The sequence below is a fragment of the Labilithrix luteola genome (genome assembly GCF_001263205.1).
In the GTDB taxonomy this organism is placed as follows: Bacteria; Myxococcota_A; Polyangia; order Polyangiales; family Polyangiaceae; genus Labilithrix; species Labilithrix luteola.
In genome coordinates this window covers 11,627,493-11,643,652 of record NZ_CP012333.1, presented here as the reverse complement: position 1 = coordinate 11,643,652, position 16,160 = coordinate 11,627,493, and the positions used below count along the sequence as shown (strand labels likewise).

Sequence of the window (16,160 nt, the reverse complement as noted above, 5' to 3'; positions counted from 1 at the left end):
CATGGCCATTCATTCGGCGTGCCGCTTCCACGAGGAACGCCCCGTCACTTCGCGATTTCGGCAACTCGGCAGCGCTTGTGCGGGCGGACGAGCCTCCGTCTCGGTGTCGCAGAGTTTGGCGCGGGTACGCAGCGTGCTGTGTGTACTGGCGGGGCAGGAAGAAAGCCCTCGCGCAATCATGGCGAAGCCGAGCCTGGCAGAGAGCATGCGCGACTCCACGATGAATAAGGAGCTACTGCCATGAAGGACCCGAGCACCCCCGAGGGCGCAGCTTCAGCGCGGAGCCCGCTGCCGCCTGTGCCTACCACGAAGATCCTGGCGATCTCCCATTTCATGGGCGCGCCCATGACGCCCGCCCAGCGCGCCGAGATCATGCCGCATGAAGTGCATGACACGGTGAATGCCTATCTCGAGGGCAAGATCGACCAGTGGTACTTCCGCACCGACGGGAAGGGTGTGGTCTTCATCGTCAACGCCAGCACACCGGAAGAGGCGAAAAACCTGTTGGAGAAGTTCCCGCTGGGGCAGGCCGGTTTGCTGGGCTTTGACTATATCCCGCTAGGTCCGCTCAGTCCGCTACGCATCATCAATGACATGGTGAAGTGATCTTCGTGGGCTGGCGCGCCAGCCGGCAGGAGAGAGCCATGAATCCTGTGGAGATCGCGGCGCTCGACGCGCTGGACCTGCTCGTCCTCGTGGACAACGAGAGCGACACGCTCTCCAGCGTGGATAAAGGCGTGCCGCAGCTTCCCGAGCTCGGGCGACTGGTCGCGCGTGTTCCCCATCTTGCGCCCAAGGACGGCCATGACAGCGTCGAGCCCTGGGGGCATCTGTGCCTCGCCTGCCACGGCTTCTCGGCGCTGGTCACCGGGCGACGCGGCTCCGAAGAGCGCTCGGTCCTCTTCGACGTCGGCCCCTCCGCCGAGCTCTGGCTGGAGAACGCGCGTCGGCTCGGCGTCCGGCTCGCGTCCATCGAAGCGGTGTGCCTCTCGCACTGGCACGCGGACCACAGCGGCGGGCTCCCGGGGGTGGTGGCTGCCATCACGCGGTCCCGTCTCGACGAAGGGCTCCCGCCACCGCTCGTCGATCTCCACCCCGACCGGCCCGACCAGCGTGGCACCATGACCCCTGCCGGGACGCTGGTGCTGCTCGACCCGGAGCCAACGTTCGAGGCGATCGAGCGCGCCGGCGGGCGCGTCACGAAGCACGCCGAGGCGCACGTCCTTGCGGGCTTCTTCTTCGTCAGCGGCGAGATCGCGCGCGTGACGTTGTACGAGACGGGGTTCGTCGGGCACCACACGCTGCGCGACGGGCACGCGGTGCCGGATCCCTTGATCCTCGACGAGCGATTCCTCGCGGCGCACGTGCGCGGCCGCGGCGTCAGTGTGCTCTCGCCGTGCTCGCACGCCGGCGTCGTCAACGCAGCCCTCGGCGCGCGGGACGCGTTCGGGGGCGAGCCGCTCGACGTCATCCTCGGCGGCTACCATCTGGCAGGCGCGGGGATGGAGCCGCGCATCGAGCCGACCGTCCACGACCTCGCAAATCGCGTCAGGCCTCGCCTCGTCGCGCCGGGGCACTGCACCGGCTGGCGCGCCAAGGCGGCGCTGGCGCATGCGTTTGCGCCGGGCAACTATGGGCCGAGCGTCGTCGGCTCGCTCTATGCCCTGCGCGCTCCGTGAGCGGGATGACTTCGCGGGCGTCGTTTTCGACCGCCAGCGTGAAATCAGCGGCGTTCGAAGCGGTGACGGCGCGCAGTTTCGCGGTGCCCGGCGGATTGCTCGGGGAGGTCACGACGGATCTCGCGCGGAAGAAGCGCTACGACCAGATCTTGTACTGCCTCGATATACGACGAACTTCACCGGCCGCCCCGGCGTGGTGGATAACTACCAGGGCGATCGCCGCCCGCTCTTTCCAGGGCGGCGGATGTCGAAGGAGAGTTCACGTTTCAGATCTCAGACCATCTGCCGAGCTGGGCGGAGGTCGCGACGAGGTAGATGATTGGTTAGGCAAAGGCAGTTCTCGGCGACGCCTCGGATGTGTCCAAGTCCGGCGGTGCGCTGCGTCGTCGCTCGCTGGCGCTTCCAGTGACGGAATGAACTTGGCGGTCGCGGCAGTCAATGGCGTCAGTGTGTGTGCTAGCCGCGGGGCGCCGGTCGGGACGACGACTTCGAGGACGGGGGATGGGAGCAGCAATCCGGCAATCCGGGTCGCCCTCGAATGGCTGACGAGGTCGCCTCGCACGCGATGAGTGTCGCGACGACAACACGCCCCGACGCGAATCGAGGTGGCGGACCTCGTTCGTCCTGCCGTGACTCCCGGCGAATGTTTGAAGAAGACGTACCGCGCCCGCCGCGGCACTTGCCGCGCCGCTTCGGTCGAGTAGTCTCGCTGATGGATGTCGGACGAACTCTACCAGGGCCAGAAAGCGTCATTCATCTTGTCTGGACAGCGGCTCGGCGGAGGCGGCATGGCGACGGTGCACCTCGCCAGGCGATCCGACGATCCGACGGTGCTCGTCGCGTTGAAGACACCGCTCGACGATCTCGATGAGAAGCATCTATTTCTCAGGGAGGCAGAGGCTGCATCGCGCGTTAAACACCCCAACGTCGTTCGCGTGCTCGATTGGGGCGATGATCCGAAGCCGTTCATCGCATTCGAGTATGTTCCGGGAGGTTCAATCGATCGCGAAATACGGCAGCGGCAACAGGCCAACACGCGCTGGACTGAGTCCGAAGTCGTCGCCATGGCGCTGCAACTCGTCGATGCCCTGGAAGCGGTGAATCAGCAGGTGATCCACCGCGACCTGAAGCCGGCGAACATCTTCGTCGACGAGCAGCGGCTCAAGATCGGAGACTTTGGAATCGCAAAGTACGTCGGCGAGATAACGCGTAGCGAGTCGTTCAAAGGGTGGGGAAGTTCCGCGTACCAGGCCCCGGAGTCGAGCATGCTCGAATCCGTCGATGCACGAGCTGACCAATACTCGCTCGGCATCGTTCTGTTCGAATTCACAGCGTTGCGCGTGCCCTTCAATGGCTCGCGAGAAGATGTCGTCCGTCAGCACCGTTATGAACGTCCGCCGCGCCTCAACGAAGTCACCGACGTATCCGTCGCTCTCGGCGGGGTCGTTGCCAAAATGCTGGAAAAGAAGGCGAACGATCGCTTCGCATCATGGGCCGAGCTGCGCCGAGCGCTCGGCGAAGTTCGCACGCGCATCCCAGTCGAACAACCTGCACTGGGGTTAGCCACTCTGGCACGAGAGGCAGCCCAGCAAGTCGAAGTTGCGAAACAGCGGACTCTCGACGTTCAGCGTGTAGCCGACGAGCGGCGAGCGCAATTGCAGGACCGCCGCGAGCTCGTTGCGTTCACCGCGAAGAACCTCTTCGCGCAGGTACGCCTTCATTTAGATTCGCTCAGCAATGCGTCGACGTCGATCACAGTCAGCGAGGAACCCCCCGAGAACGCCATTGCCGACGCCCGCGCCATCGAGGCGAGGTTTCTCAATGCCACGATGAGGATATCTCTCGCCGTAGTCCCCGTGACGGAGTCGGACGAAGCCATCGCCTGGGGAAGCATCGAGGTCAGAACGCACAAGCGGATTTGGCTTGGCAATTTGCTGCTCGTGGCCCAACCGCTGCCATACGGAACACTGCAACTCGTCGAGATGGAGCGGGAGCCCATCGTGCGTCGCGACCCAGAGGACAACGTTGGCGGCCGGTATGAGGTGATCGGCGATATTATCCGAGCACAGAACGTGAACGCGTTGCTGTACCGCCGCAAGAACAAGGGCGCCTTGTCTGCGGTCCAGTACAAAGAGCGCGGGTTTGATGGCTCCGGCGTGCTCGAGGAATGCTTCGAAGTATTCGTGAAGGACGCGGCGGCGGAGCGCGCGCCAGTTCCAGTAGCGCGCGAGGAGGCGTACGACTTCGGACGCGGACGCCGGCGGCGCTGACGAGGGGGTAAACGCGGCAGCCCCCAAGCGTCCTCCGGTGCCCTGAAGGACAGTTGCCATTGATACCCAAAACCTCCGTCGTGCGCCCGCACCCGTTCTCGAAGCTCTCGTCGGGCGCGGCTTTCGGCTTGATGTTTTCGCGATTTCACTTGAAGAGTTGTGGGCGCAGGCGGTGCGCGAGGCGAGAAGCGGTCTGCTCCTATCGCGCATCCCATCGATCGCTATGAATATCGATCGACAGGAACCGAGCAAGACTGCAGGAGTCGATCTGGTCCGGCGTCGGCGGATCTGTTCGAGGAGAGTTCGTGCCAAGTGACGGGACGGACGCGTCGCGACGGAAGCTGTCAACGAGTGTGGGACACGCCGTTCGTGAGTTTACTGAGCCACGTCACCTCGGTCGGAATTGAAGGTGGGAGGGGGCGGCCACGCGGGAAGCGCTCGGGATGAGCGAGGAACGCAGCGTCGAGAGTGGCGGAGCGACGCTCGCGTGTCTCGGCGGCGAGGCCGCAATGGACTTCGTTCGGCGTGGAGAGGCCGAGCCCGCCATGGCGATGTTCGTGGTTGTACCAATCAAAGACGCGACGGCAGTGGGCGCGTGCATCTTGCTCGCTCCCGAAGCGGTCGGGGAATCGGGGACGATACTTGAGCGTCTTGAAAGCCGACTCGGAGTACGGGTTGTCGTTGGAGACGTGCGGGCGCACGTGGGGCTTGCTCACGTGGGAACCGCTGTAGTCAGAACGGCCGGAAAAGAATCAAGGCGCCTGCTCTCGTCTCTGGCTTTGTTCTCTGGTGGGCGAACTTCGGTAGCGGTACCCGCTTCCTCAAACGTCCTCGAAGTAGTCGCCGTCGACCTTCGGAACCCGAAGCGCCTTGTGACTCACTCCGACTCCGTGATCCATCATCAGCGTCGATAGCTGTGCTCCGTCGACGAGGACGATGCTTCCGCGTGCTCGTGCTGCGGCCTCCTTCGCGTCGCGGGTGAACGCGCTCGTGGTGATGAATACGCCTTTCGATGCCGCCTGGAGTTGGAGAGCCCCCATGAAGCCCTGGACCTCGGGGCTGCCGACGGTGTTCTTCCACCGCTTTGCCTGGACATAGACCTTTTCGAGTCCGAGGCGGTCGAGTGAAATGATGCCATCAATTCCTCCGTCGCCCGAACCACCAACGCGCTGAAGAGCGGCGCGGCTCGTGCCGTAGCCCATCGCGTGGAGAAGATCGAGAACGAGCTGCTCAAAGAACTCCGGTGGGGCGCGACCGATGTTCTCGAGCAAGTCGCGACCAACGCTGTCTCGCAGCTCAGCGAGCGCAGCTTCTATGCGCTCCTCCGGGCTGGCCTTGGCGCTCGTCGTCGATCCAAGTTCCGGCGTTGATGCAGCGTCGTCGGTCGCGTCCTTTTTGGGCCGGAGGCGGAGGCTTCGGTCGACATTGGAGAGTCGATCGAGCTCCTCGTCGGAGAGGGTGCGATTGGCGGCCGCGTACTTCTGACCGTCAGGCGTGAGCCGCCAGAAGCCTTGTCGTGGGCTCGTCGAAAGTCCGGCACGCTTTAGGCGGTCGTGTGCCCACCCGTTGCGATTCTTGTAGATCGGCTGAACGCCGCTAGGTACGCGCTGAGCGCGATCGTCAGGCGTGAGGCCAAGTGCGTTGGCGATGGCCTCGTGCGCGTCGGCGGTGCGCACCCCGTCGGGACGCTGGGCGAGGTAATGAAGCAACGGCGCGATGAACTGGTCGTAGGTAGGAACCGTCATTGCTGACTAGCTTTCCATGCGGCATGAAGCGCCCGCAGGCGCTTGTGAGAACGAGCCAAGCTAGGGCTGTTCGCAATTGCGCGCTCCAGCGACCACGTCGTGGATGCACCAAGAAGCCACGCTTCATAGCCCGGGCCGGTCTTACGCGATCCGCCGGGGATCGGCAGAATCGCGTTGCGCACCGCCGGCTTGGTAGACGTGCGTGCGAGGTCTACGATCGTTCGCTTCGGGTCCGCTTCCGCGTCTGGATGCGACGGAATCCGGTGCTCCGCTATCCGAAGCGCACTCGCCGCACTCGCCCGGTCCGCGAGAAACCAGGCCTCCACGGCTCGAATTGCCAAGCGAAGTGCGAAGTAAGGACCCGCAATCGGCGGGGCGTTCGCGGCGACCCAGGTCGCGGGGCACTCCGCGTCGCCGTCGAGGTCTCGGACGACAAGATGGGGCGAGCCCCGGCCCGCGCGACCGAAGCCCGGTATCAGCGGATCAAGATTTGGCTTCCCCCTCGCCACCCGGGGCGCTCTCACCTCAAAACCTGCTGCGACGCAAAGTTGAGTTACGAAGGGGACGTCAGTGTCTCCTTCGACAAGGACCGTGATCACGTCTTAGCACCGAAGAGAGCGAGCTGGGCGTACTCCTCCGGCCTCGTCAAGGCTTCCACATGTGTTGCGAGCGGCATATCTGCTTCGGCCGCCTCACGTAGCTCTTGGAGGTCGCTCCCGACAGTCACCGTGGTTTCGGAGCCCGTTGTGCGAAGGACGAGTAGCTCCGAGGGATCAATACCCGTATCGGCCACGAGATCAGCTGAGTGGCTCGTCATGATTACCTGACGGGTGTTCCGTGCCGCGACGTTCGCTAGGATCCGAGGAAGCTGGCGGACGGCGGCGGGATGTAGAGACATCTCCGGCTCTTCGAGGAGCAGTGGTCCGCCAGCCTCATCGAGATACCAGAGCAAACCGATCAGACGCAGCGTGCCGTCCGAAAAGGTCGATTCCTGCTGCCATGCCCCTTTGGGACGCCAGTGTTTGTACTTCGCTCGTATATGAGGAATACCTTTGTTGTCCTGGAACCACTCGAGCGCCTCGAACTGGGGGAGGACGGTCTTGAGCGCCTTCTGGATTCGCTTCAGACGACCATCACGAGTCTTCTTCGTGACATCGCCCATTGCCGCGATCAGGCCTGTACCTAGACCCTTTCCGAAACGCCGGGCGTCACCCTGCGAAGGCATTCGCACTAGTTGAGGAACGACGTGGATGTATTCCGCCGAGCGCAGGAAGTCACGAAGCGCTCGAAAAGATGCGTTTGTCGAGCTCTGCTCGAGGGCAGTCGCGAGTAGGAGCTCTGGGTCCGCCTTATCGGCCGCGTTCGGTCGGCTTAAGACGACCTTTCCATTGTGCTCTACACGTTCTTCGGCGACGCGTGCCGGGCCAGGCTTCTGCGAGGTGCCATCGGCTTCAAGAACGAGGCGATACATCCAAGGTTCGTCGTCCACCTCCGCGGTCACAGAGAGCATAACGTCAGAATTGCTGCGCGAATGGAGCGAGCGAACGGCCCGGATACCACCGCGGTTACTTCCTTGAAGTGCGTTGACTAAGCCACCTCCCTGAATTGCGAGTTCCTGAAGAAAGCGAAACGCGTCAAGCAGGTTGGACTTCCCGGCAGCGTTGGGACCGACGACGAAGACACGAGACTGGAGTGAAACGTCGACCGTCTGGAAGTTGCGCCAATTCCCTAGCCTTAGATGCGTGAATCGTCCCTGCATCTTCAGCTTGCCTTTCGTCGCGTGTTTCGAGTTCGTTTTCCGGAATTCGGCAACTCGGAGCTGCCTGGATCAGGATCCGGACCGGCGTTCGGAATACGTGCAGCCCCATCGTTTGAGTCCTGCGGTACGAGCTCGCCACGGAACGCCTTGGCAAGAATAGCGCGATCAATTTCGGGGAATCGGGCGCTTTGCTCCTTGACAAGCATCATCGTCGCTCGGGCGCCTTCGAGTCGCTCGCTCAGCAGCTCAATTAGCAAGTTCGCCTCCGCGAGCGGCATGATCGGGACAGCGAACTCGTCCAACTGGCTTGTGAACATATGCTGGATCAGGCTCCCAGTGTTGAGCGTATCCACGTGCCGGCGGAACATCGGCGACTTGAAGAACCAGAGCCAATAGCGTGGCGGCAGCCCGATTGGTGTAAGTCGCGCGATGCGCTGGTTCAGCAGGCACCGCTCTTCAGGTCCTGACAGACACACGCGGCCAAGGAACTCGTCCTTCAGCGATTGAGCGGTCAGGTTCATCACGAGCTCGTTCCCGCCGACAACGAAGTCCGGATACTCCTCTGCCCAGCGCCGTGGCATTCGCCGTGTATTCGCCTGAGTCCACTCGAGCTTCCCAGACACGTGCAGATTGCCGGGGCGTAGAAGTTTCTCGCCATCCTCCGCGTACTCTGAACTCGGAAAGGCACGACCGTTTTGGGAGAACCCGACCTCTTGCCAGGCTGCCCAGCACCAGCCCTCGGGCAGGTCGGGGAGCCTTGTCGTATCGACTCGCTCGGGGTCCGTGTACTTCGACTTCCACCTATCGTCGGTGGGGGCCTTGCCTTTCGCCTTTAGCTTGGCGAGCTCGGACTCTTCCCACTTCTTGCGGCGTTCGATGCGGATGCGCTCGAGGAGCTTCGAGGCCGGCTCGACGTCCTTGTTCTTGGCGCGCCAGTGCCTCGTGAGGTCGCCGCGGAAGGCCGCTGCGAGGATCGACTGGCGGAGCTTCTCGAGTAGCGCTGGCACGGCGTCGAGCGCCTCACGCGCGCGACTGCTCCGCGCCCGGAGTGTTTCGAGCTTCGCGACGATCCGACGCTGCTCGTTGAGGGGAGGTACGGGAATCTCAAGTTCCTTTAGCTTGCCCCCACTGACGTTGGCTTGCCCGACCTGTTGCGTGACGCACGAGCGAATCCACGCGCGCCCATGCGTGGAGTTTAGATATGCGGCAAATAGGTTTGGTTCGTATTCTCGAAACCGTAGTCGAATAAGATACGATGCGAACGAGCATGGCGAAGGATGCTCGGCCGTGAACACGGCGGTCTTGCCAACCAGCTCGGGGCTATTGGTTCGATTGAAGAGCACATCGCCGGGCTTCAGGAGAAGCTCGGGAAACTCCTCGTGCTTGTGTGGAAGGTACTTCAGTCCTTCAAAGACCAGACGCCCATCCACGATGTTCCCCATCCGGAGGACAGGGATTCCGGCCTCATCCTCGGAGGTCTTTGAGGAGGAGCCGTACTGGACGAGGGCCGCCAAGTCGTCCACTCGTGCTCGGCTCCAACCTTTCGGAAGCCGCCCGGTCACGCTCCGAGCTCCTCTTGCAATGCCTGCATCTCCTCGAGCGCCGTCTGGAGCTGCGAGACGATCTCCGCCGCAATGACGTCAGGCTCCGCTAGGTCGGCGTGGTCGGTCACACTGTCGTCCTTGAGCCACGACACATCGAGGTTGTCTTCGCGCTTGGCGATCTCCTCGCGCGTGAATTTCCGGAACCTCCCCGCCTCGCCTTGGTCCTTCCGCTTGCTCTTCGCCAGTGGATCGCTGCCGTATGCTTTCTCGAACTCCGCGAAGTGCGCCCGGGTGAGCGGAGTGCGCTTGCCGAAGCTTGGCGCGTTCGTCCGCATGTCAAAGAACCAGACCGCCTTCGTGTTGTCCTTGTCCTTCGCGCCGCGCGTGAAGAAGAGCACGTTCGTTTTCACGCCTTGCGCGTAGAAGATGCCGGTCGGCAAGCGCAGGATCGTGTGCAAATCGCACTTATCCATCAGGTCGGCGCGAACCTTCTGGCCGACGCCATCCTCGAACAGCACGTTGTCCGGCAGCACCACCGCCGCGCGGCCACCCGGCCTGAGGCCTCGGTAGATGTGCTGCAAGAACACGAGCTGCTTGTTGCTCGTCGGGAACGTGATGTCATCGCGCGTCGCGCCGCCGCCACCCTTCTTCGTGCCAAAAGGCGGGTTCGTCAGGATGACGTCCGCCTTCTGGAGGCCCGCGCCCGTTGGGCCGAGCGTGTCGCCGAGAAGGATGTCGCCCTCGATGTCGTGGAGCATCGCGTTCATGAGCGCCAAGCGATGCGTGTCGGGCACGAGTTCGACGCCGTAGAACGCCTCCTGCTTTTGGAACTTCTGCTTTGCCGCCGGCAGATCGTGGAGATCGTCGGTCTGCGTCTTGATGTAGCGGTCGGCGTTGATGAGAAAGCCACCCGTCCCGACGGCGGGATCTTGCACGCGCTCGCCCGCGAGGGGCTTGATGAGCTCCACCATGCTCTCGATGAGCGGGCGGGGCGTGAAGTACTGACCCGCGCCACTCTTCGTGTCCTCGGCGTTCTTCTCGAGAAGGCCTTCGTAGAGATTGCCGAGGCCTTCTTCCTTCGCGCTGTACCAGTCGAGCGCGTCGATGTCGGTCACCACCTGTTTGAGGTGGCGGGGCTGACGGAGCGATGTTGACGCGTTTGCGTAGATCGCGCCCACGCGAGACGAACCATCGCTGCCCAAATCGACGAGGAGCTTTTTGTAGAAATTGAGCAGCTCGATGCCGTCTCGCTTCGCGAGCTCGTCCCAACGGTACGCCTTCGGGATCTGTGTCTCGGTCTCCGTCTCCTTCGCCATCTTGAGGAAGAGCAGGTACGTGAGCTCGGTGACGTACTGGTGGTACGTGATGCCGTCGTCACGCAGGACGTTGCAAAGGTTCCAGAGCTTCTGAACGATGTCTTGGGTACTGGGCATGGCCTATCGATGGGGATGAAGCTCGACGAGCTGGAACACGAGATCGTGAAGTGAAACTTCGCACCGGGGGCAGACCATCTCGGCGGAAAGCGGCGACCGGCACCCGGGGCAGTACCACGCCTCGCGCGCGGCTGGAGCAACAGCGCTCGAAGCAACACGGGTCGCGAACCGTTCGAGCAAGGCCCTCTCGACGTCCTTCGAAAGTCCCATCGCGCCCGGCGCGCATCCGAGCTCGCCGTTGCTGTCGCGACGCATCGGTTCTGCACATCGAAAGCAGTAGAGCTCCGGAGCGGTCATCCCGCGTCCTTCCATACTTCGTCCGCCAGGTCGCCGAGTAGGGTTTCGAGCGAGCCGTCGAAGACCTTGTTCAGGCGGGTGAAGCCGCCGTCGCTTTTGAATTGTCCGGCGTCGAGCGCGGCCTTGTCGACGACGGTCTCATGCTTCATCTGCTTGGCGATGCGTTCGAGCCACTTCACCTGCGGATCGGTGAAGGCACGCGCCTTGCGCAGGCGCGCGACGGCGCGATCCACGCGCTCGGCGTAGGGCACGAGGGGCGAGCCCAGGGCGAGTTGCCGGATGTAGCCCACGATGGTGGCGGCGATGTCTTCGCTCTTCTGATCACGCCACGCGGTCTGCACGGAGGCTTCGTTGAACCCCTCTTCATCGAGCGCGAGCTTGAGTTGCCGGAGATCTTCGCGCGTCAGCTCGCGCGGGCGCTGGGTGACGACGAGGAGCGCAGGGAGGCGGTTCATGTTCGACGCGAGGAAGGTGCGGAACGCGTCGAGGTAGTCGGCCGGCGGCTTGCTCCCGTGACGGCCGTAGCCGCGGGTCACCTCGCGGACCTCGTCGACGTGCTCGGACACGATGGTCTTGTACCCGCCCGCTCCCGTCGTCCGATCCAAGAACGGCGCCAGCGCCGGGTGTTCGCGGAGATAGTTGGCGACGTCTCCCACGCGGTTCGTCTTCAGGAACGACGCGAGCTCGCCAAGGCTCATCCCCGCGGCGGTTTGCAAGCGGTCTTCGTTCTCGCCCTTGAGCGCGCGCTTCTTGCGCTGAAGCTTGGCGAGGAGCTCCTCGAGCGCAGCGAGGCGCATCTCCTCTTCCTTGCTTTCGAGCACCTCCTTCACGAGCTGCTCGAAGGTTACGAGCGGATTGACGACGACCGGCTTCATGTCGGTCACGTCTTGGAGCTTGGAGTAGAGGTCGACGGCGTCAAAGATGCGGAAGCGCTCTTTGCCGATCTCGGGACAAAGACGCGTCGCGCGCCCGAGCATCTGCTCGTAGAGGATGCGGCTTCGCACGCGTCGCAGAAATACGAGGTTTGCGATCTTCGGGATGTCGACGCCCGTGGTGAGGAGGTCGACCGTCACCGCGATGTTCGGATGCCGCTCGTTCCGGTAGCGACGGATGACCTCGAGATAGCGGTCGGTGGCGCCGGTGATCTTGGCAACCGCGTCGTCGTCCACGCTTCCGTACTTCGCGGCGAGCGCCTCCTTCAACAGGAGGATGACCATGTCCGCATGCTCGTCGGTCGCGCAGAAGACGAGCGTCTTCTCGTCTTGCTCGGGATCGATGTGGTTGACGAGCTCGCCGATGACGGCGCGGTTGAAGCCCTCGGTGATGACGCGTCGGTTGAAGGCCTCAACGTCGAACTTCACCTCGTCGGGCAGCTCCTCCTTCTTGAGCGTCTGCGAGTTCCGATCGAGGACGAGCACCTCGTCGCGCGCGTCGTAGCGAATGCCGTCCTGCGCGAGCTTCGTCACGATGCGGATCGGCGGCTCGTGGTCGACGAGGAAGCCGTCGACCACCGCCTCTCGATACGAGTACGAGAAGACCGGCGCGCCGAAGATCTCCTTGGTGTGGAGAGCGGGCGTCGCGGTGAGCCCGACCTTCACCGCGTCGAAGTGGTCGAGCACGCGGCGGTACTTGGAGATGTAGTCGTCCTCGTCACGGAAGAGCATCTCGCGATCGCTCATCTCGCGATCGAGCAGGTAGCCGCGGTGGCACTCGTCGACGACGATGCAGTCGTACTGGTCCACGGGCGGAATGCGCTCCTCGGCGTCGCCCTCGAAGGGGCCGAGCACGCGCTTCGTCATCGCCTGGATGGTCGCGATTTGGAGCTTGGTCTCGCGGTTCGGCTTGAGGTCGGCGAGCTCCTTTACCTCGAAGATGTCGGTGAAGGTTTGGAGGTTTTCGAGGCGTAGGTCCTTGAGCGCGTTCGCGGTCTGCTCGCCGAGGGCGCTCCGATCGACGAGGAAGAGGATGCGCCGAAAGCGCTTTGACTTCAGGAGCCGATAGCAGAGGCCGATACACGTGCGCGTCTTGCCGGTGCCCGTCGCCATCGCGACGAGCAACTCGCGCTTGCCTTCTTCGAGCCCGCCTTCGACGGCGAGGATGGCGCGCCGCTGGTAGTCGCGGTCGATGTACGGCATCGGCTCGACCTTGAGCTTCGCGTGCGCGTCGTCGACGTTCTGCTTCAGCAGATCGAGGAGGCCCTCGGGCGTGTACCAGCCTTCGAGCGCCACAGGGTGGTTCTGCGCGCGCCGCGCATCGAGAAACCAGATGCCGCTCTTGGTCTTCAGTTGGCGGAGGAAGGGCCGCCCGTTCGTGGCGAACAGGAACGGGACCTTGTGGACTCCCCACGGCGCACCGTCAACGAGCGCTTCGTCGGCCTTGATTACGTATCCCGCCGAATAGCGCTTGGCCTGCGGGATGACGCCGAGGACATCCTTGTGCTTCCGTTTCGCCTCGACGACGCCAACGACCTGAAGGCCAGCGAAGAGCACATAATCGGCCCAGCCCTCCTTTCCGTCGGTGAGCGTGGGCCACTCGGCGATGGCGAAGTTCTTCCCCTTTGCCGGGCGAGCACCGCGCTCGAACGTGAGGTTCTCGGAATCGACCTCCCAGCCCGCGTCGCGCAGCTGCCTGTCGATGATCCGGCGCGTTGCGGCCTCGTCGAGCTCGATGGCTTCGCTCGCTTCGCCGGCCCGCTTGATGGTCTCGAGGACGGTCGGGGCGGCAGCCTTCTCGGCGGCGGCCTGGAGAGCCGCGAGCTCCTGCAGGAGTTTCTTGTTCTGCTCTTCGAGCTCCTTCGTGCGCGTCGACGCCGCTTCGTTGCTCGCACGAACCTGCTCGTCGGCGAGGGCCTGCCAGATGGCCGCGTCCTCGCGAGCCTTGGTCGCGCGCTCCTCGGCAGAGAGGCGTTGCTTCGCCTCCTTCTCGGCGTCGAGTCGAATCGCCTCGATCTGCGCCTGCGCCGCCGCGGCCTCTTTCGCTCGCGCATCGAGCTGCGCGCGCAGACGGGTGAGCTCATCATGAAGCGCCGGGGCCGCGGTCTCGACCTTCTTCGGCGCCGAAGGCGGAATGAACGGCCCAGGATCGAACTTGCGATTGTTCCCGAAGCTTCGCTGGAACCAAACCGCCAGCTCACGCGCCATCCGCAGCTGGTGCAGCGCCTCGTTGGCGTCGCCGCGATTCTCGTGAACCGCCGCATTCCCCGCGCGCCTCAGGTCGTGAAAGATCGTTCGCTGCGTCGCGCCGATGACGCTCTTGTCGAACAGCCGATCAACGAGCGTCTGCTGCGTCTCGTTGGGGAGGGGGAGTAGCCCCACCTTCGCCGCCGCGCGCTTCGCGAGCACCTCCGCGAAGAGCCGAAGCTTGGCGATGCTCGTCGGCGGATCGCTGGCGAAGACTTCTTCGGCCTGCGTCGCAAGCGCGACGAGACGAGCATCGTGATGCGCGAGATAGGCGAAGTTGGCTGAGGGCGTGGTGTTCACGTGAGGACCAAGTGGTACCGCGAGGTGTACCTGCGCTGAGAAAGGCGGAAGGTCGTTGGGGAGTCCCCCAATGCTTGCAGTTTAGCGGCTACTGCGACCAGCGGGGTAGTCGCGCGCCCTCGAGAGACGCCGCAGGCTACCGGACAGCGTACGACCAATCGTCGTCCGATACCCCCGCAGGGGGTTGACGTGTGGCGCACGTCGTGTCGACGACCCCGTTCGGTCATCGCCGCTTGCTCCGATGCCCGCCGGACGAGCGATGGCCTCCCGACGATCGGCTTCCCCCACCGCCGGCGATGCCTCCGTGGTGAGAGCACGTTCCGCGACCGCTCGAATGAGACCAGGAGCCGTCGGAGCACAACGTCGGGCCCCCGCCATTGCCCTCGTACGGAATGAAGCCGCCCACCGGAACGGCGCTTACGGCAGCGGCCGCGCGGCGTTCTTGGGCCTCCTGCAACCTCGCGTACGTCGCTTGCGCCGGGAGCATGGCCGCGCGCACGGCATCGACGTGCTGACCATTGGGGAACGCGTCGAGGTAGCGTTCGAGCGGCGCGCACGCCGTCTCGATGAACGCCATCTCCTGCTTGGCAGGCGTTCGGCAGGCTCGTAGGTCGAGCTCCTTCCACGCCGCCTCGTCGCGGGCGAGTCGACGTCGCTCGATTGCCGCCTCGATCAGGCGCCGAGCGTCGGCTGCATGAGCGCCCGTGGGGTAGTGGTTGATGTAGATCTGCTCCGCGCCGCATGCGCTCTCTTCGAGTGCCGTTTCACAGGAGCTCGAGGCAGAAGCAACGCGCCACGCCTCGGCGTCACGTTCGTCGTAGATCGCGGTAAGCGACGCATCGCCGACGTCGCGGCCATCGGCGACAACCGTCACCACGCTATCTCGCAGGAAGCGCCAATCGGACGGCGTCTTCTCCGAGAGATTGACTCGCAGGGCGCCGGTTGAGTCGGTGGTTCCGAGCGCGAGCTCTCTTCCCCCCGGAAATCGGGCCAGCACCGGATGCTCGCCTTGGGCGACGCCGCACGCGACGTTCCGCCCCAAAAGGGGCCCCGGCTCTACGACCTTTTCGACCTTCTTCTCGGCGATGCTGTGCTCTCGAATCGAGTCGATGACGGGTACCGCCAGCAAGAGCGCCCCAACGCCAATGAGCGCGTAGCCGGTCCCGCGAACCTCCGTCTGGGAAACGGATCCGTCCTTGGGCTGGACGGTCGCGGGGCTGGCAACACTGAGTGCACCGAGGCCAACGAGTGCGGCTCCGCCGATGCCGGCCCACCACTCGTTCTGAGGGGCTTCGTTCTTGTGCTCTCGGATCGTGGTCCGCTCGATGGTGTCGAACCGCTGCACGTTGCAGAGGTCGACCGTGCGCACGACGACCTCGGTGCCGTTCTGGCTGACGGAGTTGGCCGACGACCCACTGCTGAAGGAGCGCTGCGTGCTTCCCTTCGGAACCTCCGTGACCACGGGCGGGCCGACGCTCATCGGGGCGCACGCCGTCGAACCGAGCACGACCGACAGCACGCTGGCCCACATGATTTGCTTCGACCACCTCATTCATGCCCCCGGTGTTCGGGCAAAATTGCCCAATGATCAGGATCGGCGAAGATTCCGAAATTGGGAACGGTGAGAATTCGCCCACGTTTAGACCCACTTCACGGATGGGGTCTTTCGCTCGCGGATCTGCGGCAGCGTGTCGCTTCTCGGCAGCTCGGTGGCTCAAATCACGGAGCGTGGCCGGCCGTTCGTTGCGTTCTGCGATGGCATTGCGGTCAACACGTAGTTTCCGAAACTCGAGTGGGCGGGAATTGCCTCGTGCGTATTAACGGACGCTCCTATTGGCCGAGTTCTGTCTTCGCACATCGAAGAAGCTGTCGAATGGGAATGTCGACTACATCTCCCTGCGAATCGTCGAGAGCGTGAGAAACGGTCTCGACGGGACAGTACTCGTCTTCGTAC

Annotated in this window: 9 protein-coding genes and 1 pseudogene; 3 read left to right on the top strand and 7 right to left on the bottom strand. The window is 63.8% G+C overall.

Annotated features, from left to right (window positions below; all coding sequences use genetic code 11):
* Positions 1–240: 240 nt before the first annotated feature.
* The 3 genes from AKJ09_RS50190 (at position 241) to AKJ09_RS50180 (ending at position 3,949) form a co-directional block, all read left to right on the top strand.
* On the top strand, positions 241–606 hold the full coding sequence (locus AKJ09_RS50190) for a hypothetical protein (protein WP_146654979.1): 366 nt from the start codon (positions 241–243) through the stop codon (positions 604–606).
* A 38-nt stretch (positions 607–644) separates the two neighbouring features.
* Positions 645–1,679 carry an MBL fold metallo-hydrolase gene (locus AKJ09_RS50185; protein ID WP_146654978.1) on the top strand — a complete coding sequence of 345 codons (1,035 nt, stop codon included), beginning with the start codon at positions 645–647 and terminating at the stop codon, positions 1,677–1,679.
* Positions 1,680–2,395: 716 nt separating this feature from the next.
* On the top strand, positions 2,396–3,949 hold the full coding sequence (locus AKJ09_RS50180) for a serine/threonine protein kinase (protein WP_146654977.1): 1,554 nt from the start codon (positions 2,396–2,398) through the stop codon (positions 3,947–3,949).
* A gap of 344 nt (positions 3,950–4,293) precedes the next feature.
* Here AKJ09_RS50180 and AKJ09_RS50175 read toward each other — a convergent pair.
* The 7 genes and pseudogenes from AKJ09_RS50175 to AKJ09_RS50145 form a co-directional block, all read right to left on the bottom strand.
* Positions 4,294–4,665 (bottom strand): annotated as a pseudogene (locus AKJ09_RS50175) (integrase core domain-containing protein); the annotation flags it as partial.
* A 105-nt stretch (positions 4,666–4,770) separates the two neighbouring features.
* On the bottom strand, positions 4,771–5,694 hold the full coding sequence (locus AKJ09_RS50170) for a restriction endonuclease (protein WP_146654975.1): 924 nt from the start codon (positions 5,692–5,694) through the stop codon (positions 4,771–4,773).
* Positions 5,695–6,289: 595 nt separating this feature from the next.
* Positions 6,290–7,453, bottom strand: coding sequence for an AAA family ATPase (locus tag AKJ09_RS50165; protein ID WP_146654974.1), 1,164 nt, complete (start codon positions 7,451–7,453; stop codon positions 6,290–6,292).
* Between the two features lie 2 nt (positions 7,454–7,455).
* Positions 7,456–9,015, bottom strand: coding sequence for a restriction endonuclease subunit S (locus AKJ09_RS50160; protein ID WP_275936723.1), 1,560 nt, complete (start codon positions 9,013–9,015; stop codon positions 7,456–7,458).
* Positions 9,012–10,430, bottom strand: coding sequence for a type I restriction-modification system subunit M (locus AKJ09_RS50155; protein WP_146654972.1), 1,419 nt, complete (start codon positions 10,428–10,430; stop codon positions 9,012–9,014). The genes AKJ09_RS50160 and AKJ09_RS50155 overlap by 4 nt, the downstream gene beginning before the upstream one ends.
* A 293-nt stretch (positions 10,431–10,723) precedes the next feature.
* Entirely contained in the window at positions 10,724–14,206 is a 3,483-nt protein-coding gene (gene hsdR, locus AKJ09_RS50150; RefSeq protein WP_146654971.1) for a type I restriction-modification system endonuclease, read from the bottom strand.
* A 223-nt stretch (positions 14,207–14,429) separates the two neighbouring features.
* Positions 14,430–15,737 (bottom strand): hypothetical protein, encoded by a 1,308-nt coding sequence (locus AKJ09_RS50145; protein WP_146654970.1) that lies wholly within the window; start codon positions 15,735–15,737, stop codon positions 14,430–14,432.
* Between the last annotated feature and the right edge of the window lie 423 nt (positions 15,738–16,160).

Excerpts from the sequence above, each read along its gene's own strand:
- AKJ09_RS50190 (WP_146654979.1), top strand. The coding sequence starts at position 241 with ATGAAGGACCCGAGCACCCCCGAGGGCGCAGCTTCAGCGCGGAGCCCG.
- AKJ09_RS50185 (WP_146654978.1), top strand. The coding sequence starts at position 645 with ATGAATCCTGTGGAGATCGCGGCGCTCGACGCGCTGGACCTGCTCGTC.
- AKJ09_RS50180 (WP_146654977.1), top strand. The coding sequence starts at position 2,396 with ATGTCGGACGAACTCTACCAGGGCCAGAAAGCGTCATTCATCTTGTCT.
- AKJ09_RS50170 (WP_146654975.1), bottom strand. The coding sequence starts at position 5,694 with ATGACGGTTCCTACCTACGACCAGTTCATCGCGCCGTTGCTTCATTAC.
- AKJ09_RS50165 (WP_146654974.1), bottom strand. The coding sequence starts at position 7,453 with ATGCAGGGACGATTCACGCATCTAAGGCTAGGGAATTGGCGCAACTTC.
- AKJ09_RS50155 (WP_146654972.1), bottom strand. The coding sequence starts at position 10,430 with ATGCCCAGTACCCAAGACATCGTTCAGAAGCTCTGGAACCTTTGCAAC.
- AKJ09_RS50145 (WP_146654970.1), bottom strand. The coding sequence starts at position 15,737 with ATGTGGGCCAGCGTGCTGTCGGTCGTGCTCGGTTCGACGGCGTGCGCC.